The 22235-nt window shown below is 60.0% G+C and carries 20 protein-coding genes and 3 pseudogenes; 16 read left to right on the forward strand and 7 right to left on the reverse strand.

Features of this window, described 5'->3' with window-relative positions; genetic code table 11:
• Nucleotides 1-111 precede the first annotated feature (111 nt).
• Nucleotides 112-201, forward strand: a pseudogene (locus AXW79_RS22865) (carboxylesterase); the annotation flags it as partial.
• 119 nt (nucleotides 202-320) lie between these two features.
• On the opposite strand, the gene AXW79_RS10380 reads toward AXW79_RS22865, so the two are convergent.
• Nucleotides 321-2852: a class I adenylate cyclase gene (locus AXW79_RS10380; RefSeq protein WP_005316190.1), complete on the reverse strand. Its 2532-nt coding sequence runs from the start codon at nucleotides 2850-2852 to the stop codon at nucleotides 321-323.
• Between the two features lie 323 nt (nucleotides 2853-3175).
• On the opposite strand from AXW79_RS10380, the gene hemC reads away from it, so the two are divergent.
• Genes hemC through AXW79_RS10400 form a run of 4 tightly spaced genes read left to right on the forward strand, consistent with a single transcriptional unit; the run spans nucleotide 3176 to nucleotide 7056 of the window.
• Nucleotides 3176-4105: a hydroxymethylbilane synthase gene (hemC, locus tag AXW79_RS10385; RefSeq protein WP_005316194.1), complete on the forward strand. Its 930-nt coding sequence runs from the start codon at nucleotides 3176-3178 to the stop codon at nucleotides 4103-4105.
• The gene (locus AXW79_RS10390; protein WP_005316196.1) at nucleotides 4102-4836 is read left to right on the forward strand and encodes a uroporphyrinogen-III synthase; all 735 of its coding nucleotides are present in this window, start codon (nucleotides 4102-4104) and stop codon (nucleotides 4834-4836) included. Before hemC ends, AXW79_RS10390 begins: the two co-directional genes overlap by 4 nt.
• The gene (locus AXW79_RS10395; RefSeq protein WP_005316199.1) at nucleotides 4833-5882 is read left to right on the forward strand and encodes a uroporphyrinogen-III C-methyltransferase; all 1050 of its coding nucleotides are present in this window, start codon (nucleotides 4833-4835) and stop codon (nucleotides 5880-5882) included. The genes AXW79_RS10390 and AXW79_RS10395 overlap by 4 nt, the downstream gene beginning before the upstream one ends.
• Nucleotides 5883-5892: 10 nt before the next feature.
• Nucleotides 5893-7056, forward strand: a complete 1164-nt coding sequence (locus tag AXW79_RS10400) for a heme biosynthesis HemY N-terminal domain-containing protein (protein ID WP_005316202.1) — start codon at nucleotides 5893-5895, stop codon at nucleotides 7054-7056.
• Nucleotides 7057-7150: 94 nt separating this feature from the next.
• On the opposite strand, the gene AXW79_RS10405 is transcribed toward AXW79_RS10400, so the two are convergent.
• The gene (locus tag AXW79_RS10405) at nucleotides 7151-7402 is read right to left on the reverse strand and encodes a YkgJ family cysteine cluster protein (RefSeq protein ID WP_005316205.1); all 252 of its coding nucleotides are present in this window, start codon (nucleotides 7400-7402) and stop codon (nucleotides 7151-7153) included.
• 152 nt (nucleotides 7403-7554) lie between these two features.
• Nucleotides 7555-8565 carry a class II fructose-bisphosphatase gene (gene glpX, locus AXW79_RS10410; protein WP_005316208.1) on the reverse strand — a complete coding sequence of 337 codons (1011 nt, stop codon included), beginning with the start codon at nucleotides 8563-8565 and terminating at the stop codon, nucleotides 7555-7557.
• Nucleotides 8566-8782: 217 nt separating this feature from the next.
• Here glpX and AXW79_RS10415 point away from each other — a divergent pair, with 217 nt between their 5' ends.
• The 7 genes and pseudogenes from AXW79_RS10415 to AXW79_RS23765 form a co-directional block, all read left to right on the forward strand.
• The gene (locus tag AXW79_RS10415; RefSeq protein ID WP_005316211.1) at nucleotides 8783-9844 is read left to right on the forward strand and encodes a porin; all 1062 of its coding nucleotides are present in this window, start codon (nucleotides 8783-8785) and stop codon (nucleotides 9842-9844) included.
• A 122-nt stretch (nucleotides 9845-9966) separates the two neighbouring features.
• Nucleotides 9967-10848 (forward strand): ABC transporter substrate-binding protein, encoded by an 882-nt coding sequence (locus tag AXW79_RS10420; RefSeq protein WP_005316214.1) that lies wholly within the window; start codon nucleotides 9967-9969, stop codon nucleotides 10846-10848.
• 232 nt (nucleotides 10849-11080) lie between these two features.
• Nucleotides 11081-13123: a TonB-dependent receptor gene (locus AXW79_RS10425; RefSeq protein ID WP_005316218.1), complete on the forward strand. Its 2043-nt coding sequence runs from the start codon at nucleotides 11081-11083 to the stop codon at nucleotides 13121-13123.
• Nucleotides 13124-13189: 66 nt separating this feature from the next.
• Complete coding sequence (locus tag AXW79_RS10430) at nucleotides 13190-13810, forward strand: PepSY-associated TM helix domain-containing protein (protein WP_005316221.1); 621 nt, start codon at nucleotides 13190-13192, stop codon at nucleotides 13808-13810.
• A 177-nt stretch (nucleotides 13811-13987) separates the two neighbouring features.
• Nucleotides 13988-15025 carry an acyltransferase gene (locus AXW79_RS10435; RefSeq protein ID WP_005316224.1) on the forward strand — a complete coding sequence of 346 codons (1038 nt, stop codon included), beginning with the start codon at nucleotides 13988-13990 and terminating at the stop codon, nucleotides 15023-15025.
• Nucleotides 15026-15175: 150 nt separating this feature from the next.
• Complete coding sequence (locus AXW79_RS10440; RefSeq protein ID WP_005316227.1) at nucleotides 15176-15748, forward strand: hypothetical protein; 573 nt, start codon at nucleotides 15176-15178, stop codon at nucleotides 15746-15748.
• 155 nt (nucleotides 15749-15903) lie between these two features.
• Nucleotides 15904-16242: pseudogene (locus AXW79_RS23765) on the forward strand (GNAT family N-acetyltransferase); the annotation flags it as partial.
• A 101-nt stretch (nucleotides 16243-16343) separates the two neighbouring features.
• On the opposite strand, the pseudogene AXW79_RS23770 reads toward AXW79_RS23765, so the two are convergent.
• Nucleotides 16344-16661: pseudogene (locus tag AXW79_RS23770) on the reverse strand (winged helix-turn-helix transcriptional regulator); the annotation flags it as partial.
• Nucleotides 16662-16782: 121 nt separating this feature from the next.
• On the opposite strand from AXW79_RS23770, the gene AXW79_RS10450 reads away from it, so the two are divergent.
• Nucleotides 16783-17088 (forward strand): monooxygenase, encoded by a 306-nt coding sequence (locus tag AXW79_RS10450; protein ID WP_011899159.1) that lies wholly within the window; start codon nucleotides 16783-16785, stop codon nucleotides 17086-17088.
• Nucleotides 17089-17115: 27 nt separating this feature from the next.
• Here the strand turns inward: AXW79_RS10450 and AXW79_RS10455 are convergent, their stop codons facing one another.
• Nucleotides 17116-17736, reverse strand: a complete 621-nt coding sequence (locus AXW79_RS10455) for an outer membrane beta-barrel protein (RefSeq protein ID WP_005316238.1) — start codon at nucleotides 17734-17736, stop codon at nucleotides 17116-17118.
• Between the two features lie 247 nt (nucleotides 17737-17983).
• Here AXW79_RS10455 and AXW79_RS10460 point away from each other — a divergent pair, with 247 nt between their 5' ends.
• Nucleotides 17984-18622, forward strand: a complete 639-nt coding sequence (locus AXW79_RS10460; protein WP_005316240.1) for an exopolysaccharide biosynthesis protein — start codon at nucleotides 17984-17986, stop codon at nucleotides 18620-18622.
• A 69-nt stretch (nucleotides 18623-18691) separates the two neighbouring features.
• Here AXW79_RS10460 and AXW79_RS10465 read toward each other — a convergent pair whose 3' ends face one another.
• Complete coding sequence (locus tag AXW79_RS10465) at nucleotides 18692-19747, reverse strand: amino acid permease (RefSeq protein WP_225854312.1); 1056 nt, start codon at nucleotides 19745-19747, stop codon at nucleotides 18692-18694.
• Nucleotides 19748-20621: 874 nt separating this feature from the next.
• Between AXW79_RS10465 and AXW79_RS10470 the strand changes: the two genes are divergently transcribed.
• Both AXW79_RS10470 and AXW79_RS10475 read left to right on the forward strand, forming a co-directional pair.
• Complete coding sequence (locus tag AXW79_RS10470; RefSeq protein WP_005316246.1) at nucleotides 20622-20939, forward strand: DUF6968 family protein; 318 nt, start codon at nucleotides 20622-20624, stop codon at nucleotides 20937-20939.
• A gap of 146 nt (nucleotides 20940-21085) precedes the next feature.
• Nucleotides 21086-21502: a GNAT family N-acetyltransferase gene (locus AXW79_RS10475; RefSeq protein ID WP_005316249.1), complete on the forward strand. Its 417-nt coding sequence runs from the start codon at nucleotides 21086-21088 to the stop codon at nucleotides 21500-21502.
• Between the two features lie 67 nt (nucleotides 21503-21569).
• Here the strand turns inward: AXW79_RS10475 and AXW79_RS10480 are convergent, their stop codons facing one another.
• Nucleotides 21570-22151 carry a penicillin-binding protein activator LpoB gene (locus AXW79_RS10480; protein ID WP_085941661.1) on the reverse strand — a complete coding sequence of 194 codons (582 nt, stop codon included), beginning with the start codon at nucleotides 22149-22151 and terminating at the stop codon, nucleotides 21570-21572.
• Nucleotides 22152-22235 lie beyond the last annotated feature (84 nt).

The raw sequence follows: 22235 nt of genomic DNA on the forward strand, positions 1-22235 counted from the left end.
CATCAACTCAGTCCTTTTGTTGTGGCTTGTTTTTTTTGGCGCCTAATGAGATCGCACAAACTGGACTGAGTTCCCTTCATCCGGTGATCTCCTATTCGGAACAGCTATTTAGAGTGGCACGAATACCCGATGCGCCACGAGATCTGCCGCCCCCAGCTGGATGACATCGGTCACTGGCTGCTGGCCCGCCTCAGTGCCTGATCGGGTTCACGACGGATAAAACAGCGGCCTGCTTCTGCAGGCCGCTTTATATTCGATTTGTTCGAGGATGTTCTTGAGGCTGCCTGCCTCCCTTGCGACCCTTCGCCGGGCCACATGAGCTAGCCAGTGGCAGACCCCAGCTCGTGGGCCGGACTGGCGTTGTCACGCATCTGCCCCTGACTGCGGTAGGGGATCACCTCCAGCTCGCCGTTGATCTGCACTATCTCGTAGTACTGGGGCAAGTTGAAGTTGCTGAACTGGCCCGCATCGCTGAAACGCTCGTGACTGGAGGCATAGAAACGGTTCACCCCCTGCACCAGCTCATTCTTGTTGCCGGCAAAATGCTGGTAGATCTCCACCCGGTTCGCCTCATCCAGAATATAGATGTTGGTGCCCGCATCCCGGGTATCAAAGAAGAACTGCACCAGCCCTTCACTGGCGTAGGCATCGACTATGTCGGGCAGATGCTGGCTGTGGGTCTTGTCGAGCCGCAGCGGCAGGTGATCCAGCTTGTTGTGGGAAATATGGCGGTAGAAGTCGATGGCGTTTTCCAGCTTCTTGACCGACACGCCGCGCCGTTCGAAGAAGATGCCGTACTTCTCGCGGCCCAGCGCCAGCGTCTTGACCAGTTGCAACTTGTCACGGGCAAGACGCAACTCGATGCACTCGGCCACCAGTTGCTGGAAGCGGGTCCGAATCAGAGAGCGGAAGTGCTGGCTGTAACAGAACACTTCGATCATCTCGGGAGCCGCCGCATCCTGATGCATCTTGCCGAGAATGGTGGTGAGAGCATCCACCACGGCTTCATCGCCCTGGAAGTGCAGGGTACGGATCTCGCTCCAGGAGTTGCGATAGACCAGATCCACCGAGCCCACCAGACACTCCTGATTGCGACCGAACGAGAACACATCGGCAGCATTGGCGTCGAACTCGATCACCTGACCCATCCAGTGGCTGGTCGGGTCCGTCTCCAGGTTGAGGAAAATGGAGAGCTGACGGATCTCGCACGGACGGCTGAGGGCCAGGTTGGTGGCGCGGGGATACTTGACCGGGAAGGTACCGGACAGGTCGCGGCAGAACTGGTGCAGATTGTCGATGTGCAGATCCGAGCCCTGATTGAACAGGTGCACCCGGGACTGGGGCGTCAGCAGGCCGTTGAAGTAGGCCCAGGAGACCAGCTTGCTGATGTAGCCGTTATATTCGAGCGGCGCCCGGCCAATGATGTCCACCGGATCCAGTGAATGCTTGTAGAGATACCAGCCTGCACGGTTGAGGCGACCATGAGGGACCTGCACCAGGCTGAGATCCTGCTCGCTCAGATCCGGCGCTATGGTCAGATTGATGCGCTGCACTTTGCCCGGCAGGCTCTCGAACGCGGCATAGAGCTTGCGTGACAGTATGCCTATGTCTTCCGGATTGATGGACTCGCTGATGTTGTTGCGCCGGGCAAACTGGATCAGGTTGCGATAGCTCTGCATCAGGGCTTCCAGCAACTCGGCGTGGGCCACCTTGACGTCTTCGACCTTCCACTCCTGGCGGTGATCCAGATGGTGGAGCCGCTCCGGGCTCCAGCCCCAGTAGGAGACCAGCTGGGTCATCTGTTCGCGGCGCCAGGCCGGGGAGTGCTCCTCCTTCGGATGGCTGAGGCCGTCACACACTTTCAGATAGAAGCAGCGGCGCACCAGATCGAGGCGCTGCATGTCACCAATGGACTTGAGGTAGTTGGTCACCTTGTCCAGCATCAGACAATAGTTGTCGAGCCGGTAGTGCATGCCATCGTTGTGCTGGAACCAGTCGCGACTGGTGACCGACAGCAGACGGGTGTTGGGATACTCGTGAGAGTAAGCCTCCATCAGCACCGACTTGAGCACGGCTTTGTAAGGGGAGTCGATGCCCTTATAGAGCTGCCACAAGGCGGAACCGAAGTACTCCTCGGCCGGAATCCGGTTGAACCCACCCAGATCGAGCCAGTCATCCTGGCTCAGCTTGCCATCCGCAAACAGGCTGTCCACATACTCGTCGTAGTGATCGTCATACTCGGCAGGCACCAGATACCAGAGCAGGCGCTTGCCCGCGATCAGCATGGCACTGAGGTAGAACTCGTCGAGCAGCAGCAGGTGCTGGGCGCTGCCACAGCTCTCTCCCTGCATCTGGGCGTCGTTGCACTGGCGGAACTTGTCTTCGGGGATCAGGAAGAAGTTGAGATCCACCCCCCGCTGCTCGGCCCACTTGGAAAGTTGCTGACACTTGAGATCCAGCAACTCGAGCCGCGCCTGCGACAAACCGGCCACGTGGCAGACCCAGATGTCGAGATCCGAGTGGCAGCACTGACCAATGGACGAAGTGCTGCCCATGGAGTAGAGCCCCTGGATCGACTTGTCATGGGTAGTGAGGCCGTTCTGGCAGTTGGCGTTCTGGCACAGATCCTGGATGAAGGCCTGCTGGGCCTCGTTGGCGGTAAAACTCCAGATGCCGTGGGGCACATCACCTGCCACATAACCGGGCAACAGGGGATGATTGAAGTGCAGCATGACAGGCAGCAGTTGGAAGACCTGCTGCCCATAGCGACTCATGAGACCTAACGCCCGTTGCGTCTTGAGACGATTGAGTTCGTCGTAGCGCGCCACCAGCGTATCGAGTTTTACCAGCAATGCCCTGCCTATACCAAGGTAAGAAATGACGCACCAAAACGGGGAGACGTCAAAAAAGTGTGATCATGTTAACAATGCAAACAGCGGTGGTAAACAAGCCCGCACTGAATCACCGGATTATTTCTGACAAGCCACTAAACAGTATCAATGGAAAGCAATAAAAATTAATAATTTCATGTAGTTAATAAATTAATTCACCTTAATGAAAATCATTTTCAGCAGCCCTTTTTGAGCTTGGCCCCGCTTTTGCTGGCTGCGCCATGAAAGCCCCTGCAAAGGGTGGTAAGATCGTTTTCCTTCTAAAGATGAAACAACTGATTGATATGGCAGCCCGAACCCTGAAAATTGCCACTCGCAAGAGCCCATTGGCCCTGTGGCAGGCCAACTTCGTCAAAGACCGGCTGGAAGCCCTGTACCCCGAGTTGCAGGTCGAGCTGGTGCCCATGAGCACTCAGGGTGACAAGATCCTGGATACCCCTCTCGCCAAAGTGGGTGGCAAGGGGTTGTTCGTCAAGGAGCTGGAAACCGCCATGCTGGAGGGCCGCGCCGACATCGCCGTCCACTCCATGAAGGATGTGCCGGTGGAGTTCCCGGAAGGGCTGGGCCTGCACACCATCTGTGAGCGCGAAGATCCGCGCGATGCCTTCGTTTCCAACCGTTTCAGCCAGATAGAAGCACTGCCGCAGGGCGCCGTGGTCGGCACCTCCAGCCTGCGCCGTCAGTGTCAACTGCGGGCCGCCCGCCCGGATCTGGTGATCCGCGACCTGCGTGGCAACGTCAATACCCGTCTCGCCAAGCTGGATGCCGGTGAATATGACGCCATCATTCTTGCCGCCGCCGGCCTGAAGCGTCTGGAGATGGCACATCGCATCACCGCCTTCATCGAGCCGGAGCAGAGCCTGCCTGCCAACGGTCAGGGTGCGGTCGGCATCGAATGCCGCCTCGACGATCACGAGCTGCACACCCTGTTGGCACCGCTGGAGCACGCCGAGACCCGGATACGGGTGCTGACCGAGCGAGCCATGAACCGCGCCCTGCAAGGGGGCTGTCAGGTCCCTATTGGCGCCTACGCTCTGGTACAGGGGGATGAGGTCTGGTTGCGCGGTCTGGTGGGCAGCCCGGATGGCAGTCAGGTGATCCACGACGAGATCCGCGGTCCGCTGGCAGACGGTGAGGCCCTCGGTCACACCCTGGCCCAGCGTCTGCTGGCGGCTGGTGCCGACGTTATCCTGGCCGAGGTCTACCGGGCATGATACCCCTGGTGGTGCGCCCGGCCGCTCAGGCCGCCGAGCTGGTGCAACTGCTGCGCCAGCACGGCCACGCACCGCTCTGCTGTCCACTGCTTGAAACGGCAGCGGGCAGCGAACTCCCCCGCCTGCCCGAACTGCTGCCCCAGGCTGACATCGTCATCGCAGTCAGCGTGCATGCAGTTCATTTCACTCATCATTTTCTGTTGCAAACTGGTCAGACCTGGCCAAGTATTGACTACTTTGCGGTCGGCCAGGCCAGCGCGGATGCCTTCGCCGACGTCGGTATAGAGGCGAGCTGCCCTGACGATCCCCGTAGCGAAGGGCTGCTGGCCCTGCCCGCCCTGCAACAGGTGAGCGGCAAGCGGGTATTGATACTCAGAGGCAACGGGGGCCGGGATCTTATCGCCCGGACGCTGGCCTCACGCGGTGCTCTGGTGCACTATTGTGCGGCCTATGAGCGCCACTACCCCGAACTCGACGGGGACACATTGACTCGCCATTGGCAGGCAGCCGGGCTCGACAGCCTGCTCATTACCAGTGGTGAACTGTTGCAACGGCTGCTGGAGCTGGTGCCAGGCCAGCAGCAGCCCTGGCTTTATGACCGCCTCTTGGTGGTGCCCAGCCCCCGCGTGGCCGACATGGCCAAGATGGCGGGCTTTACCCATATCACGATTGCCCAGGGTGCATCCAACCAGGCCCTGACGGCCGCTCTGGAACTGAGGAAGATGGAATGACTGAACAACAAGAATCCCAGGTCAAGCCCCAGCCGACCGCCGTGGTCAATGGCGGCAAGAGCCGCTCCGGCGTTCTGCTGGGTGGCGTTGCCATACTGCTGGCCCTCGGCCTGACTGGCGGTCTCTACCTGCATGGCCACCAGAGCGCCGTGGCCCAGCAGGGGGAACTGGATCAGCTCAAGCAGCAACTGGCCGAGGCCATGAACAAGCTGGATCAGAGCAACAGCAAGGATAGCGAGCAACTGAGTGCGCTGGGCAAAACCCAGCAGCAACTGCAAGAAGAGCTCAAGGGTCTGCAGAATCGGGTGCTGGATCTCAACGACAAGCGTCCCAACGACTGGATGCTGGCCGAATCCGAATACCTGGTACGCATGGCGGGCCGCAAGTTGTGGCTGGAACATGACCTCATCTCCGCCATTACCTTGCTTGGCAATGCCGACGAGCGGATCAAGGCGCTCAACGATCCCAGCCTGATGCCCATTCGCAAGGCGCTGGCGGAAGACATAGCCCAGCTCAAGGGGATGCCGCGCATCGACCGTGAAGGATTGACTCTGAAACTGGCCGCCCTCTCTGACCAGATAGAGCTGTTGCCCCTCTCCACCGTCAGCATGCCGGAAGCCAAGACCGAGCCGGATCAAGCCGTCAGCACCAATCCGGACGAGTGGGAAAGCAACCTGAAGAAGAACTGGGTCAAGTTCACCGAGAACTTCATCACCATACGTCGCCGCGATGGCGCCGTGGAAGCCCTGCTCTCCCCGCAGCAGGAGATCTTCCTGCGCGAAAACCTCAAGACCAAGCTGCTGCAAGCCCAGCTCGCCGTCTACCGCGAGCAGCAGGCACTGTATGACGACAGCCTGGAGAAGGCACAGCGCTGGCTGACCCAGTATTTCGATACCGACAACAGCGCCACTCACTACATGCAGTCCGAGCTGGACAAGCTCAAGAGCGAGCAGATCCAGTTCACCTATCCGGATCGCTTCAAGACCCAAGCCATGCTGGAAGAGGTGCTGACCGAGCGCCTGCAACGCATTCTGGCCAGCAACTGAGGAGGGCACCATGATTCGTCTGATTGTTCTGGTGGCCGTGATGATAGCCGGGCTGATGTTTGGCCCTGAAGCATCCGGCAACAAGGGGTATGTGCTGATCGCCCTGGGTAACTACACGGTAGAGTCCTCTGTCACCAGTGCCGTGATCCTGGCCGTGCTGTTCTACGGCGCCCTGCTTGTCATCGAATGGCTACTGGGCAGGGTATTCGGTCTGCGCCGCAAGACACTGGGCTGGTACGGTTCACGCCGGCGCCGCAAGGCCAACCAGCAGACGGTGGCAGCGACACTGGCCATGGCCGAAGGTCACTACAGCCAGGCCGAGAAGCTGATGCTCAAGGGCGCCAGCAACAGCGATACCCCGCTGCTCAACTACCTGAGTGCCGCCAAGGCCGCCCAGGCCCGTGGCGACGACGTGCGCCGGGATCAATACCTGCAAAAAGCGCAGGAGGAGAACCCCAAGGCCGAGCTGGCACTGACCTTGACCCAGACCCAGCTGCAAATTGAGCAGGGCCAGTACGACACTGCGCTGGCCATGCTGGAATCCGTCTACGCCCTCAACCCGCGCCATCCCATGGTGCTGGATCAGCTGCGTCAGGTACATCTGGCGCGCGAGGACTGGGCGGCCATCATCGACCTGATCCCCGTGCTGCACAAGGTGGGCAAGCTGACCCCCAAACAGGAAGAAGATTTGCTGCATCGGGCCTGGACCGGTCGGCTCAAGGCTGCCAGTGACGCCCTCGAAACCCTGCGCCCTGTCTGGCAGGGTCTGCCCCGCAAGCTGCGCCAGGATCCGGATCTGCTGGCCGCCTACGGCGATCGCCTGCGTGAGCTCGGCGCCGACAGCGAAGCCGCCGAACTCTGGCTGGACGCGCTGCGCAAGCAGGTATCCCCCCAGTTGCTGGCTCGCCTGCCCAAACTCAAGCTGGAGAGCTACCAGCCGGTGCTGACCCTGTTGCAGAAGATACAGGATCAACCGGGTGTCGAGGCAGCCCTGGCCCAGGTCTATCTGCTGGCGGGTCAACTGGACCAAGCCCAGCGCCTGCTGGAACAGGAAGTGGCGAAGACACCTAGCGCCGCCATGTACCACGCCCTTGGCCAGGTAATGGACAAGCGCCGGCTCACCAACAAGGCCAACGAGTATTATCGTCAGGCCCTGGCGCTGGCCGACGTCTGACCCGGCTGCCACTGACGGATACCACCAAAAAAGAGAGGCCGCGATTGCGGCCTCTCTTTTTTCTGATCTGCTCTGATTTTACGCCGCGGCCGGTTTATGCCGTCTGTCGCTCCAGCTCACCGATGAGCCAGATGGCCTCTTCCCGATGAAAGCCGCACACATCCTGCATGGGCCGAAAACCACCGCAAACCGCCGGCCGATCAGGCTGGTCGAAGATCTTGCAACCCAGCTGCATGTCTAGCTGTACGCAGGGCACACCGGCCGGCTTGCCGGCGGGCATACCCGGGATGGCACTGCTGATACTGGGGGCGATGCAGCAGGCACCACAACCTTGACGACATTCCATGTAACGCTTTCCTGTGCGTGGCGAACCAGTCTAGCAAAGAGCCGTGATTTCCCTTAGCCTTATACAGGCGCTCCCTGAAATAGCGGCCTCCCAGACAACAAAAAGCCCGACGGCAACAGCCGTCGGGCTTTTTCAACAGCAGCGTCAGCGCATCACAGAATGATGTCGCGCACCACGCTGTCTTTGCGCTCCAGGAAGTGGATCGACTTGATGCGGCGAATCGTCCGCGACTTGCCACGGATCAACAGGGTCTCTGTGGTCGCCATGACACCATCGCTGGTGATGCCGTCCAGCAGATCACCCTTGGTGATGCCGGTCGCCGAGAAGATGACATTGTCATTCTTGGCCAGATCTTCCAGCTTGAGCACCTTGGTCACATCGATGCCAAGCTCCACGCAGCGAGCAATTTCCTGCTCGCCCAGCGCACGCACTTCCGGGCTGTCGCCCTTGACCTGATGACGGGGCATCAGGCGAGCCTGCATGTCACCATCCAGCGCACGGATCACCGCCGCCGAGATCACCCCTTCCGGCGCGCCGCCGATGCCATACAGCATGTCGACTTCGCTGTCCGGCAGACAGGTGAGGATGGAGGCTGCCACGTCGCCATCGGGAATGGCAAACACCCGCACGCCCAGTCCCTGCATCTCCTTGATTGCCTTGTCGTGACGCGGCTTGGCCAGGGTGATCACGGTCAGGCGGGAGAGCGGCTTGCCCAGCGCCTTGGCCACGGCCTTGAGGTTCAGCTCGAGGGCCTGATCCAGGTCGATGGCCCCCTTGGCCTTGGGACCCACGATCAGTTTTTCCATGTACATGTCGGGCGCCTTGAGGAAGGAACCCTTGTCGCCGACCGCCAGCACGGCCAAGGCGTTGGCCTGGCCCATGGCGGTCATGCGGGTACCCTCGATAGGATCGACCGCGATATCCACGGCATCACCCAGCCCGGTCCCCACCTTCTCGCCTATGTAGAGCATGGGGGCTTCGTCGATTTCACCTTCACCGATCACAATCTCACCATCGATCTGGATCTGATTGAGGATATGGCGCATGGCCGCTACGGCCGCCCCATCGGCGATATTCTTGTCACCACGTCCGAGCCACTTGTAGCCAGCCAGTGCAGCCGCTTCCGTCACTCGGGAAAACTCGATTGCCAGTTCACGTCTCATCGCATATCCAACCTTTGGAGCTCGAAAACGGGCGGCATTCTATCACAAGGGCAAACCTTTGCGCGCAAAAGTGGCGGATGGTCACACAAATCCCGGACCGTCACCAAACTGACATCAAACCGCCATCGACACTTAACGGGATTGTCACCCCGCCGTCATTCCCCCTGCCTAGCATGGCCCCGTCTTTTAAAACAAAAGCTTGCAACAAGGGATCAAGATGAAAAAGCTGACTGTAGTGGCACTGGCTCTCACCGCGGCCTTCCAGGCTCAGGCCGTTGAAGTGTACAAAAACGACACCACGATGGTGGATTTGTATGGACGTATCTACGCTGGCCATTTCTTCGGTGACAAGAAGGAAGGGGTCGACACTGCAAACCCGAATGGCACTCATGACTACAGTGCCAAGCAGGGTGCAAACCAGTTTGTCCGCTTCGGCGCCAAGGTAGATAGCCAGATAAACAGCCAACTGAAGGCGCTGGCCCAGTACGAAGTGCAGATGTACATCAATGACAGCGAGAAAACCATCAGCGACAACTCGGACAACCTGCGTACCCGCCTGGCGTTCGCCGGTGTGGGCGCAGACTGGGGCAACATCACCTTCGGTCGCCAGAAGGGAGCCCCCGGCTTCCTGGCCGACTGGACTGACGTCTCCCTCTCCGATGGCTATGGCAACGAAGCCCTCGGCGCCAAGACCGACACCTTCGCCACCAACCGTGCCGGTTCAGTGCTGAAGTACTCGGGTCTGTTCAATGGCTTCCAGATAGACACCAGCTACAAGTTTGATGGCGGTGATACCGAAGAGACCACCAGCAAGGACAGCGATGCCGCCTACGGTGCCGCCGTGGCTTACACCTTCCCGTTCGACCTGGCACTGGGTACCGCCTACAACGTGGGGATCCGTGACAAGAGCGGTGAAGAAGATGCCAAGCTGTGGCTCATCTCCGCCAAATACGACAACAAGGCAGTCTATGCCGCCCTGAGCTATGCCGACGGCACCGACTTCCTGGCCACTGGCACCGACCACACAGGTTGGGAAGCTGCGCTCGGTTACAACTTCGAGAACGGTTTCGGCCTGATGGCACTGTGGAACAAGCAGGAACAGGACAAGGCGGGTACCAAGAAAGACAATCTGGATTACTACACCCTGGGCGCCCAGTACAAGTTCAACAAGAACCTGCGCGTCATCGGCGAGTACCGCATCAACAACCTGGACAGTGTTGCCGGTAAAGCAACCGCCAACAAGGATGACTTCCAGCTGGCGGCCCGTTACGACTTCTAAGTCGGGTTTTCAGCAAGAAAAACAACGCGCTGGCTTATGCCGGCGCGTTTTTTTGTGGCCCCCTGTCAACCCGGCATCCAGCCATGACCTAGGCTCAACAGAACCATGAAGAGGAGATCACCATGCTGTTACGCCTGCTTGTCTGCTGCTGCCTGTTGTTCACCCTTCCCGTTCAGGCGCTGACCATCGCCATGGTGCTGTGGCGCGGTGAAACCGATGCCGAGCGGGGCTTTCGTGCCGAACTGATCCGGCTGGGATACAACCCCAGCTTCATCACCTTCAACGCCAATCAGGATCGCTCTGCCCTGGCGACACTGCTGCGCCAGCAACTGCTGCCCTCCCTCGCCCAATACGACTATATCTACAGCTTCGGGACCACGGCCACCACCATGGTCAAAAGTCTGATCGGTGAGCGCAAGCCGCTGATTTTCAATATCGTCTCTGACCCTGTCGGGGCCGGGATCCTGTCAGAAGAGCGAAACGACAACCCCATGGTGGCTGGCTCCAGCAACCTGGTACCCATGGCACTCCAGCTCGCCAACGCCTGCAAACATCTGCCCAACAGCAAGGGGCTGCTGCTGCCCTTCAACCCGCGCGAGCAGAACACCTTGCTTACCGCTGAACTGCTGCTGCGTGAGGCCAAGCGCTACCAGTGGGACCTCACGACCTGGCGCATAGCACCGGACAAACGGCGGCTCACAAACGAGCTCAAGCGCCTGCAGCAAGATGCGAAACAGAGCATCGTCTTCCTTGCCGCCGACAGCTATCTGCTCTCCATCGCCCCCGAACTGCTGGCCGCCCTCAACGAGGCGGGCATCCCCACCATCTGCAGCGCCGAGCAGTTTGTCCAACACGACTGTACCGTCAGCACCATCAGCAGCTATGACACCCTGGGACGGATGACGGCCAGCATCATCCACCGCCACTTGCAGGGCACGCCGCTGCAAGAGATACCACTGGATCCGGCTCCGCGACTGGTGCTGGGCAAGCAACTGGCGCCATAGCACCGGACTTTTCTGCCCATACCCTCAACCCCCTGTCACTCGTCCAGCCACACGGGCCTGACGTCATGTGCGCTCCATCCGATCCCCCTGCATATTTGCATCACATCTTTATGTTGCAGAGCTAATGAAAATCAATATCATTAGCATCCTCTCAAATGAGAGAAACCAATAATTATAAATAAATCAATAAGTTCAGACCATCAGGTCGCTTCCTCAAGAGTCAACACGCAACATGTACACACCGAATCACCCACGCGCCCTGCTGGGCGTTGCTCTGCTGGCCCTGAGTGCCGGCGCCCGCGCCGAAGACGAGACCATGACGGTCGTCGGCAAACGCAGCCAGCATGAAGAGGTCGCCACCGCGACCCGCACCAACACCCCGGCCAAGCTTGTTCCCCAGGCGATCGACAGCGTCAAGGCCAGCGAACTGACCGCCTTCGGCCAACCCACCCTGAGCGAGGCCCTGACCGGTATTCCCGGGGTCAACGCCAGCGGTGACACCCGCTTCGATAGCGTCAATATCCGTGGCTTCAGTGCCAGCAATGACTTCTATCTGGACGGCTTTCGCGATGACATGCAGTACACCCGGGATCTCGGCAACATAGAGAGGGTCGAGGTGCTCAAGGGCCCGGCGGCGGTGCTGTACGGCCGTGGCAGCACGGGTGGCATCATCAACCGGGTCAGCAAGAAACCGCAGAAGGGGCAGGAGTCCAGCGTCACCGCCCTGGTTGGCAGTTTCGATACCAGGCGCGTGGCCGCCGACCTCAATGCCGAGGCGGGTGAACGGGTGCAGCTGCGCCTCAACCTGGCACAGGAAGACAAGGACAGTTTTCGCAACGACGTGACCAGCAAGCGCACCCTGCTGGCCCCCTCCGCCAACTGGGAGATCAGCGACAAGCTGAACTGGCTGGTACAGTACGAGCGCAATGCCCACGACCGCACCCCGGATCGCGGCATTCCCGGCGTCAATGGCCGTCCGGCCGACGTGCCGAAGGAATATGTCTACAGCGACACTCGCCGCGACTTTATCGACGACGTGGCGCAATCCACTCGCTCCCGCCTCTCCTGGGATCTCAACGATCAGTGGCAACTGCGCCAGCAGCTGGGCTACAGCACCCTCGACAGCCAGTTCGACAACACCTATGTCACCAGCGTCAAAGGGGATCAGGTCACCCGTGCCCGCTGGCAGCAGGATCTCAAGGCCAACAGCCTGATCAGCAACACAGAGGCCGAAGGCCAGCTGCAAACAGGCCCCGTTGAGCATCGCCTGCTGATCGGGTTCGAGCAGAACTGGCAGGAGCGCACTCCCAAGCTCTACCAGAACGCCAGCCCTATCCCGGCCGGCAATCTTTACGACCCCGGCTCACTGCCCACCTATGATGGCGCCATGAAGTTATCCAGCGACGCCAACCACAAGGTGCGCGGTTACGGCCTCTATCTGCAGGATCAACTCAGCCTGGGTGACTGGCATCTGGTAGGCGGCTTGCGCCGCGACGACTTCACCGTCACCAGCCGCCGCAACGACCTCAACAAGGAAGAGACCCTTTCGGTCACCAGCCTGAGCCCACGGCTGGGGCTGGTGTGGAATCCCCTCGAGGATCACGCCTTCTACACCTCCTACAGCAAGACCTTCACACCGGTGGGCGGGGAGCTTATCGGCATCACACCGGGGGACAAGAACAACGCTCTGGATCCTCAGAACACCCGGCTGTATGAGGGGGGCGTGAAGAGCGACTGGCTGGATGGCCGCCTGGCGACCACCCTCTCTCTCTATCGGTTGGAGATGTACAACAAGCGCAGCAAGGACCCGCTGGATCCCACCAAGGTGACCCTCACCGGCCTGCAACGCACAAATGGCATAGAGCTGAGTGCCCGCGCCCAGCTGACCGACGAACTCTACCTGCGCGGCGGCATCGCCATCCAGGATGCCGAGCAGGTCAAGGCGGATGCGGATCTGCAGGGCAAGCGACCGATGAACGTCTCCCGCCAGAACGGCCAGCTGTTTGCCGGCTATGAGAGCGGCCAGCAGGGTTGGTTCGGCGAAACCGGCGTGACTGCGGTAGGCGATCGCTTCGCCGACAACGCCAACACCACCATTTTGCCCGGCTATGCCCGCTTCGATGCCCGCGCAGGCTACCGCTGGCAGCAGTGGGAAGCCCAGCTGAGCGCCGAGAACCTGACCGACCACGACTACTTCGTCAGCGCCACCAGTGCCTCCCAGATCCTGCCGGGCACGCCCCGCCAGCTGAATCTGAGCGCAGCCTACCGTTTCTGATCTTCTTTTCATCACAGATGACCCCTGGCCAGCGATTGCTGGCCAGATTTTTATGAAGCGCAAAATATGAAACGCAAAAAACTCCCTCTTCACAACAACAAATGGGTGCGCCGCATCCATGCCTGGGCCGGCTTTGCCACCCTCACCCTGATGCTGCTCTACGGCCTGACCGGCCTGTGGCTGCAACACAGGGCCGTGCTCCCCATTCCCGGCCCCCATACCGACAAGTCGAGCGAGGAGATAGGGCTGAGCGCGCCGCTGGCAAGCCCGGACGAGCTGAAAACCCTGCTGCAACAGCGCTATCCGGAGGGCTTTGGCGAGGGACGCGCCATGATCACACCGGCCCAGACCCTGCCCACCCCGGCTGGCCCTCTCACACTGCCGGCCCGCTGGGAGATGCGCGGCGTCACCCTCAGCCAGAGCGTGGCTGCCAGCTATGTGGAGGGGACCCTGTTGGTTCGCACCGAATTGCAGCAGGCCAACTTCGCCGCCAGCCTGAACCGGCTGCATCGCGGCATGGGTACCGGCCTCTCCTGGCAGCTGTTCGGCGATCTGGCGGCGCTGGCCATGTTGCTGCTGGCGCTCACCAGTTTGCTGATGTGGAACAAGCTGCACGGCCCGGCCGGCAGAGGCATAGCCCTGCTGCTGACAGGCGCCGTTGCCACTGTGCTGGTTGCTCTTCTCTAGCCCATTAACCGACACCAAAGCGGGATCCGGCTCTCACGGGCGGTAACCCCGCTCGCCGCCGAAGTAACAAAGGGTAACCGGCTGTCGATGGGGGTCACACTTGTCGGCGCCGTGACTGGATGGGGGCCGCTCGCGACTGTTAGGGTGCGGCCTCGACTCCAGACGGCAGCAGGCATAATGCGCATCTCCAGCATAGAGTGCGGGCGAGTAGTGGCCATCATGGCCGTGATGACCATTCACCTCTCCCCCTTCAGCAATCCGTTCGACCCCACACTGTGGAATGACGCCCTCTACCTCTGGCTGGGGGGCATCATCAACCAGTTGTGCCGCTTCGCGGTCCCGCTCTTCTTCCTCTGCGCCGGCTACTTTCTGCAGCCTGCACTCGCCGCAGGCAACCCCATGATGGCAGCACTGCGTTACTGCCGCCCTCTGCTGGGACTCTGGCTGGTGTGGAGCCTCATTTATCTGCTGATGCCCTTCAACCCGCTGGCGGCGATTGAGCAAGGCTACCTGCCGGCCATGGCGAGCCAGTGGCAGATGCAGCTGGGGGATCCCCTCAATGCCTGGTGGGTGGGTGGCATGATCCACCTCTGGTTCCTGCCCGCCCTGATGCTGGCCGTCTTGCTGCAGGCACTGTGTCACAGGATTGGGCTGCCCCGACTGGCGTTGGTGCTCGGCGGGCTGCTCTACCTGCTGGCCCTGCTCGGCGGCTCCTATGGCCAGCCGCTGCTGGGGGGCGAGTGGGCACTGTTGACCCGCAACGGTCCCTTCTTCTCGCTGCTGTTCGTGGCGCTGGGCGCCGAGCTGCGGGCCCGTCACTGGCGGCCGGACACCCGGCGCAGCGCCCTGCTGTTGGGTGTGGGAATGGGGATCTATGCACTGGAAGCCTGGGGCTTGCTGCACTTCGCCGATGTGCCCCTCAGTCGTCACGACTTCCTGCTCGGCTCGCTCCCCTGGGGCCTGGGCCTGTTCGGCCTGCTGCTGGCCAACCCGGGCTGGGGCCAAGGCAGCTGGCTGGAACGCCAGGCACCCTGGGTGCTGGGTCTCTACTGCCTGCACATGATGCTGGTGGTGTGGCTGATGATCTTTGGCCCGCAGGGGAAGTTGCTCTGGTGGGAACTTATGAAGGTGCCGGTCTTGATCACCCTCTCCCTGCTCGCCTACCGGCTGCTGGCGGCAACCCCGGCCAGCCGCTGCTTGCTGCGCGCCCGTTGAGGAGGGGCATGTGAGACTGAGGGGAGAGGAGGCGGGAGCTATGCCGATCCCTCCCCACTCGCGACTGAACGGGTGGTTCAATTTTTATTCATCGCCGACAGATAAACTCCGGTCTCCTTAACGCGAAACCCAACCTGGAGTCATGACCGCATGAAGTTGCTCACCAAGAAGTCGTTTACCAAGCAATACGGCCTTGTCCTCGTTCTGCTCGCCGCCAGCGGCTCCCTCAGTGCCGCCGAGATCGCCAACAACAACATCACTGAAGCCGAGATCAAAGCCGCGCAGGATGCCTGGGGCAAGGCCCTTATCCAGATCAGCGACGACTACCGCACCGGCGGCATAGAGAAGGCCAAAACGACGGCCACGACAGTGCTCGACAGCGCCTACGGCTACAACAATGGCCCTGTCCTGTTCAAGCCCACCCTGGCCGGAGGCGAACAGACCTTCCGCATCAATCAGGAAGGGGCGCTGGCCTACTTCGTCGGCAACAACAAGGCCTATCCCGCCGACACCGGCTTCGCCCTCAAGAACTGGAAAAGTTACAACTACGACAACGCTGCCGTCTATATCAACGGCGACATGGCCCTTACCATGGGCAAGGTTCACCTGACAGACAGGGACAACAAGGAGACCACGGTCGACAAGACCTGGGGCTTCAAGAAGGGGGATGACGGCAAAGTCCGCATAGTGTTGCACCACTCTTCCCTCCCCTACGCCGGTTAAGCGGCAAAAGGCGACCTGCGGGTCGCCTTTTTGTTATCAGGGCGGCACTTTGGCCACCCACAAGGTGACGGCGAGACTGGCGCTGTTACCATGCTCCTTTTGTAACGAATCCAGACGAGACACCCATGCAGATCCGCCCCTTCACTCCGTCCGACATGGAGACCGTCCTCACCATCTGGCTGGAGGCCTCCCTGCAGGCGCACCACTTCATCGACCCGGCCTACTGGCACGCCAACCTGGCGCCGATGCGGGAGCACTATCTGCCCGCCGCCGACTCTTATGTGCTCTGGCAAGATGGCACTGCGCTGGGGTTTTATTCTCTGTATGAAGAGACCCTGGCCGCCATCTTCTTAGCTCCGGCGCAGCAGGGACGCGGCTATGGCAAGGCTCTGCTGGCCCACGCCAAACAACAGCGGCCAGCGCTGCGCCTGCAGGTGTACCAGCAAAATCGTGCCAGCTGCGACTTCTATCTCGCTCAGGGTTTCCAGATAGAGGCCGAACAGCAGGATCCCCACACCCACTGTGCCGAGTGGGTAATGGCCTGGTCGGCAGCAGGCCAGCCCGGTTCGATAGCCGGTGAGCCGGGGCCATCCCCACTCTGCGCCAGCAGCTCGGCGTGGCTCAACGCCAAGTCGTGCATCTGCTGCAACAGCGGGTGCAGAGCAATACCAAGCGGGCTCAGGGCATATTCCACTCTGGGGGGTACCTGGGGATGGAGAGTGCGAGCGATGACGCAATCGGCCTCCAGCTCCTTGAGCTGGGCGGTGAGCACTTTCTGGCTCACCTCTGGCAAACAGCGTCGCAAGTCACCAAAGCGCAGGGTCTGCTCGCGCAGATGAAACAGGATGGCCGGTTTCCATTTACCGGCGAGCAGCCGCAGCACCCGATAGGCAGGGCAAGGGAGTGAGGACACGTGATGGCTCGTGAGTGGTTACTTTGCGGTAACTATGCCACGAAAAAGTGCCTTCTTGCAGCCAAGATGCCGGCTTCCTATGATGCGGACTCCGTCACTCAATCCGCACCAGAGGTTCATCATGCCCAGTTTGCTGCAAATCCATTTCAACTTTCCCGCCGAGCAGATGGGGGCGGCACTGACCGACGCCGCCATGCCGCTGGCCAAGTCCATCACCCTTGAGCCTGGCTTTATCTCCAAGATCTGGACCGAGAACCCGCGCACCGGCGAGGCGGGTGGCATCTATCTGTTCGAGGATGAGGCCAGCGCTCTCGCCTACGCGAAAATGCACGAGCAGCGGGTGCTCGCCATGGGCGCCAGCGCTGTGCAGTACAAGCTGTTCGACGTCAACGAGCCCCTTAGCCGGATCACCCGCGGCATTGTCTGACACTGCACTCCACAGCGCTGACAGGCATCAAAACCTCAGGGTCAGGCCGATATTGGCCTGCCACTGAGTCACCAGCTCGCCGCGCACCTTGAATACGCAGTCGTCCGGGTTGCAGAGAAACTGGCTGTTGTCGTTGACCAGGGTGCCGTAGCCGCGCACCTCGGCCCGCAGCGCCAGATGCTCGGTCAGGCGTGGCTGCACCCCGAGCGCCAGCGACATGGAGGGAGCCACCTCGCTGTCGTAGGCGGCGAAGCGCGTCGCCCCTATGCCGGCGCCTATGTAGGGGGCCATCAGGTTGTCCGACAGGGTGAGGGCTCCGGCGAAGTGCAAGGTATCCACCGTCAGCCGCTCCGACTGATCCGGGGAGAGGCGGGTGGATTGGTGGCTGTAGAGCAGCTCTATCATGCCGGGGTCATCCACCTCCTTGCTGATGAACAGGCCCCAGTTGCCTGAACCCTCCCCCTGCAATGACTCCAGCTTGGTGGAGACAGGCACGGGTTGGGGGTCATCGTTCGCCTCGAAGTCGATGGACGAGCTATAGCCGAAAAATGGCGTCACCTGCCAGCCAAGTCCTGCCTCGCCGTCGGCGCTCCATGCCTGCCCCGGCGGCAGCAAGAGCCCCATCATCATGATCCCCGCTCGTTTCATCACAGTTCCTCTGCTTGTGCACCAGTGCCCACCAAGCATATCAGAGCCCCTGACCCCCATCCTAAACCAGGCCTGTATCAACCCATTTTCGCAGGGAGGATCACACTCAGCTGCCGCTGACCATATCCTGCCACCACGCCACTCATCGCCGCCGCCGTTATTCATCGGGGATTAACCCCTGCCACGTATGCTGGCGTGCAACCGGGTCATGCTGACCCGATTCCACTCATCAGAAGGAAACTCGGGAATGGTTGCCGCGCAACTCAAGGACCCACAACACAAGCTCTCCGACACACTGCGGGCAACCGCCCACGCCATAGAGGAGAGCCATATCAGCCTGCGCCAGATGCTGGCCCTGGTGGGTGAGCAGGGCATGCTGCTGTTTTGCGTACTGCTCACTGTGCCCTTCCTGCTGCCTGTTTCCATCCCTGGCGTCAGCACCCCGTTTGGCCTGCTGATCCTGTTTATCGGTATCGGCATCACCCTCAACCGTGTGCCCTGGCTGCCCGCCATCCTGATGGAACGCCGCTTCGCCGCCGATCAGCTAAAGCCGACCCTGCACAAGGGCGCTGACTTGCTGGCCCGCATCGATCGCTTCATTCGCCCACGCTTCTTGCTGCTGACCGGCAGCAGTGCCATCAACCGCTGCAACGGCCTCTTGCTCATGCTGGCCGCCCTGTTGCTGATGCTGCCGCTGGGGGCCATCCCCTTCACCAACGCCATGCCCGCCTGGGCCATTCTGCTGCTGGCCATCGGCATGCTGCAGCGAGACGGCCTGTTCGTCGCCAGCGGTTACCTGCTGGTCAGTGCCACCCTGGTCTGGTTCAGCGCCCTGGCCATAGGGTTGTTGATGGCGGGGCAGAGCGTCTCGACCCTGCTGGGTTGACCCTGACACGCAGACGAAAAAGGGGCGACCAGGTGGTCGCCCCTTTTGTTTCATGCGGCATGCAGGCCGTCAGATCAGGTCATAGATCAGCGCGGAGATGGCGAGCAGACCCACCACCATCACGAACAGTGTGCTCGCACCGCGATAGCCCTTGAGCGCCGGCAGACGATAGATGGCGTAGGCGGGCAGCAGGAACAGGATCACTGCTATCAGGGGGCCGCTCACCTTCTCTATGATATTCAGCACATTGGGGTTCAGATAGGTGATGACGCCGGTCACCACGAACAGGATGACGGATGAGACCCTGGCTATGGTGACCTCCCCGAGGGAGAGCCCAAGCCCCCGGCAAGCGCCGCTCACCATGCTCACAGTCCCCTCGTTCACCCCCATTGAAGTGCCGAGGAAGGATTTGGACATGGCCAGAATGGCGATGAGCGGACCCACATAGGCGATAAGCGGATTGGAAAATTTGTTCGCCAGCGCCGACAGTACGGAAATATTGTCGGTACGAGCCAGCGCCATTTCCGCCTGACTCAGGCTCATCACACAGCTGATGACAAAAAACAGCACGCTGCCGCAGATCAGCAGGCTGCTCCACTTGATGATGCGCTGGCTGCGCATATGGGCGCTCACATGGCAGCGCTTTTTCTGGGCAGCGGTAAAGGAGGAGATAATGGGCGCATGGCTGAATGAAAACACCATCACGGGCACTATCAGCCAGAGGGATTTCCAGACGGCGGGATCACGCCAATCCACGGCCTGACTCTCGGTGAAATAGGAGAGGCTCCACTGGGGCAGCAGGTAGAAAGAGATACCCAGCAGGAAGGCGATCATCGGCAGCGCCAGCACGCTGATGGCAGAGACCACCACCTGCTTGCCGGTCAGCAAGATCAGGTGCAACCCCAGCATCACCGCCAGCACCAGCCAGCCACGGCTGACCATTGCACCGCCCATCTGATGCACCATGAAGCTCTCGATGGCATTGGTGATGGAGATGCTGTAGACCAGAATGATGGGGTAGAAGGCCATCAGATAGACCAGCATCAGCAGCTTGCCCGCCCTGGGGCCAAAATGTTCCTCCACCACATGGGTAATATCCCCTTCCCGATGGGAACTGGATAACACGAAGCGACTCAAGGCGCGGTGGGAATAATAAGAGAGCGGAAATGCTACCAATAAAATAAACAGCAGTATGATCGGAGCATTACTGCCAACGGTAATGGGGAGAAAAAGGGTTCCGGCACCGACGGCTGTGGCATATAAGCCCATGGTCCATACCGAATCACTTCTCTCCCATTTCAACTTTGAGACTGAATTATTCTTTTCAGCAATAGCTATACTCATTGCGATATACACCTTATTTGTCTGTCACATTATTTTATTGGCCCGTGTAATAGGCAGATATGTCTGCGCACATCGTACTCATTTTTTAGAAAACACAAACCCGTCAGCGGTCAACAGGACAGCCAATATGAAACGGATATGCCACGCTACCATCGTTGAAAACGCAATCAAGGTCAAGGTTAATAATTCATGACTGTTTGAATAACTTTGTTTGAAATGAAAACAGAATGTGTCATTTCGACCAGAATACAACCACTTGATTTCAGAATCATAACATCACGGCAAACCATACATTAATCAGTCGATAATATAAACATGATCAACAATCCATCTGGTAATATCAAAAATATAGATAATGGTTTTGTGAAAAACAATTATGCCGTCTTCTTAATTAATTGACTTGAACAATAACAAGACTGCGTTCTGAATATCCTTCACCCCGGCAAGCAGGGCCTGCGGATTGTGATGCGGGGCCGAGCACTATCCCCGGAGAAGCCGATCCCGCTCACACTGCGCACAGGCAAGTGATTGTTTCGCTGGGGCAGTTCCTTTAGGCTGACCATCTTGAGTCTATTGTCACCCCATCAGCCGCCCAGGGACTCCAGCTCAGCGCCAGCAAGCGAGGACGGCCGTCAACCGGAGAAGGAATATCCAGATGAAGAGAACCATAGTCACCGCCAAATTCGATGCCGTGAGCCTGGAGGGCGAACAAGTTACCCTGAAAATTGCCATCGGCGCACCGCAACCCGACCCCAAATCCACCAGTGGCGACTATCGCTGCAAAGTGAAGCTGGCCGGGCTTGGCGACAAGACCTTTATCCATGGCATAGACGCCTTGCAGGCCCTGAGCCTGGCCCTGAAATTTGTCGAAAGTGAGCTGCGCGCTTTCTCCGACGCAGGCTGGCACTTCTATCTGCCCGGCTGCCCGGATCAGCCCGTCGATATCGCCGCCTGCTATTTTCCAGAGATTTGACGAGTCCCCCGGTCGTAAAGCTTTTATCTGAGCGTCGAAACAGGTCACCGGGAATAGATAATTTCCGGTTCTGTGGCCAGAAGGCTTGACCAGATTGAGTCCAAACCCTTATTTATTGAGGCTCTTTTCATGGACCTGGAGCCAATATGCGACTGACCCCGCCCCTACCCCCGCAGGATGAGGAGCTCGACGCCCTGCGGATCGGCCTGTCTAGCTACAACACAGCCCAGGCTGGCACACACCTGCGCGAGCGGATCGCCAGCTTTATCAAGGATGAACAAGGCAAGGTGCTTGGTGGCATAGTCGCCGATATCAAGTGGGGCTGGCTGCACGTGGACTGGCTCTGGATCGACGAAGGCATCCGCAAGGACGGCTGGGGCGCCCGCCTGCTCGCCACCATGGAGCAATATGCCAGCGACAAGGGCATCACCCACGTTCATCTGGAAACCACCAGCTTCCAGGCCCTGCCCTTCTACCAGAAGCAGGGCTACACCGTCTTTGGCGAACTGCCGGATATGCCACCTGGGCATATCACCTATTTTCTGAAGAAGACGGGGCAGTAACAGGCGCAGCCAGGGTCATGGAAACAAGAGGGTTGAATGCGACGGCAATCAAGCCTCTTTGTCATGTTCAGTGGCTGGCGGAGCGGCTGCCGTTCCAGAGCAGCTCGCCACTGCGCAGCTCCATCAGGCTCATGGTGAGCCGATAGCGACTCCCCTCGGACACCAGATCCCCATAGAGCATGTAACTGGCCCCGGTCTGGCGGCCAAGCCGCACCAAGGATGCCGGATTCATTCTCCCCTGCTGATACTCGAGCTGCCCCGTGATGGCGGCCACCTTACCGGGATCGACGAAGCGAAAACCGCTCTTGGACTGGATCCGCTTGCTCATGGCCGCCGCCATTGTGCTGGTATCGAGCTCGTCATTGGTGCCGTCTCGGGGCGGGGTAAGCAGCAGGACGGCATTGCCACTCTGCGCCAGCTCCCGCACCTCTGGGGCCTGCACGAAGGCATCCGCCATGGCAAGCGCCAGCCCGGTCGGGGCCACCGGCTTGGGTAGTGGCGCCCCGGCATCCGGCTTGGTCACAGGTTTCTCTGGCTGGATCACAGGCTGATCCGGCTCGGTGACAGGCGCCGGAGTACCGCCATAGGGATTGATACTACAACCGCCCAGTAGCAGGGCCCCCACCATCAACAAGGAACGCATATTCATCATCTCTTCTCTCCGCCATCAGTCCGTGGAACGGACTTCGTCAAAAGCCCGTGACGGAGCCCAGGCCCCGCATCAGCTCCATGC

Origin of the sequence: Aeromonas salmonicida subsp. salmonicida, from assembly GCF_001643305.1 — a bacterium.
GTDB classification, from domain to species: domain Bacteria; phylum Pseudomonadota; class Gammaproteobacteria; order Enterobacterales; family Aeromonadaceae; genus Aeromonas; species Aeromonas salmonicida.

What these genes read in the sequence shown, in the direction of transcription:
- hemC (WP_005316194.1), top strand. Translation starts at nt 3,176, where the DNA reads ATGGCAGCCCGAACCCTGAAAATTGCCACTCGCAAGAGCCCATTGGCC.
- AXW79_RS10390 (WP_005316196.1), top strand. Translation starts at nt 4,102, where the DNA reads ATGATACCCCTGGTGGTGCGCCCGGCCGCTCAGGCCGCCGAGCTGGTG.
- AXW79_RS10395 (WP_005316199.1), top strand. Translation starts at nt 4,833, where the DNA reads ATGACTGAACAACAAGAATCCCAGGTCAAGCCCCAGCCGACCGCCGTG.
- AXW79_RS10400 (WP_005316202.1), top strand. Translation starts at nt 5,893, where the DNA reads ATGATTCGTCTGATTGTTCTGGTGGCCGTGATGATAGCCGGGCTGATG.
- AXW79_RS10405 (WP_005316205.1), bottom strand. Translation starts at nt 7,402, where the DNA reads ATGGAATGTCGTCAAGGTTGTGGTGCCTGCTGCATCGCCCCCAGTATC.
- glpX (WP_005316208.1), bottom strand. Translation starts at nt 8,565, where the DNA reads ATGAGACGTGAACTGGCAATCGAGTTTTCCCGAGTGACGGAAGCGGCT.
- AXW79_RS10415 (WP_005316211.1), top strand. Translation starts at nt 8,783, where the DNA reads ATGAAAAAGCTGACTGTAGTGGCACTGGCTCTCACCGCGGCCTTCCAG.
- AXW79_RS10420 (WP_005316214.1), top strand. Translation starts at nt 9,967, where the DNA reads ATGCTGTTACGCCTGCTTGTCTGCTGCTGCCTGTTGTTCACCCTTCCC.
- AXW79_RS10425 (WP_005316218.1), top strand. Translation starts at nt 11,081, where the DNA reads ATGTACACACCGAATCACCCACGCGCCCTGCTGGGCGTTGCTCTGCTG.
- AXW79_RS10430 (WP_005316221.1), top strand. Translation starts at nt 13,190, where the DNA reads ATGAAACGCAAAAAACTCCCTCTTCACAACAACAAATGGGTGCGCCGC.
- AXW79_RS10435 (WP_005316224.1), top strand. Translation starts at nt 13,988, where the DNA reads ATGCGCATCTCCAGCATAGAGTGCGGGCGAGTAGTGGCCATCATGGCC.
- AXW79_RS10440 (WP_005316227.1), top strand. Translation starts at nt 15,176, where the DNA reads ATGAAGTTGCTCACCAAGAAGTCGTTTACCAAGCAATACGGCCTTGTC.
- AXW79_RS10450 (WP_011899159.1), top strand. Translation starts at nt 16,783, where the DNA reads ATGCCCAGTTTGCTGCAAATCCATTTCAACTTTCCCGCCGAGCAGATG.
- AXW79_RS10455 (WP_005316238.1), bottom strand. Translation starts at nt 17,736, where the DNA reads ATGAAACGAGCGGGGATCATGATGATGGGGCTCTTGCTGCCGCCGGGG.
- AXW79_RS10460 (WP_005316240.1), top strand. Translation starts at nt 17,984, where the DNA reads ATGGTTGCCGCGCAACTCAAGGACCCACAACACAAGCTCTCCGACACA.
- AXW79_RS10470 (WP_005316246.1), top strand. Translation starts at nt 20,622, where the DNA reads ATGAAGAGAACCATAGTCACCGCCAAATTCGATGCCGTGAGCCTGGAG.
- AXW79_RS10475 (WP_005316249.1), top strand. Translation starts at nt 21,086, where the DNA reads ATGCGACTGACCCCGCCCCTACCCCCGCAGGATGAGGAGCTCGACGCC.
- AXW79_RS10480 (WP_085941661.1), bottom strand. Translation starts at nt 22,151, where the DNA reads ATGAATATGCGTTCCTTGTTGATGGTGGGGGCCCTGCTACTGGGCGGT.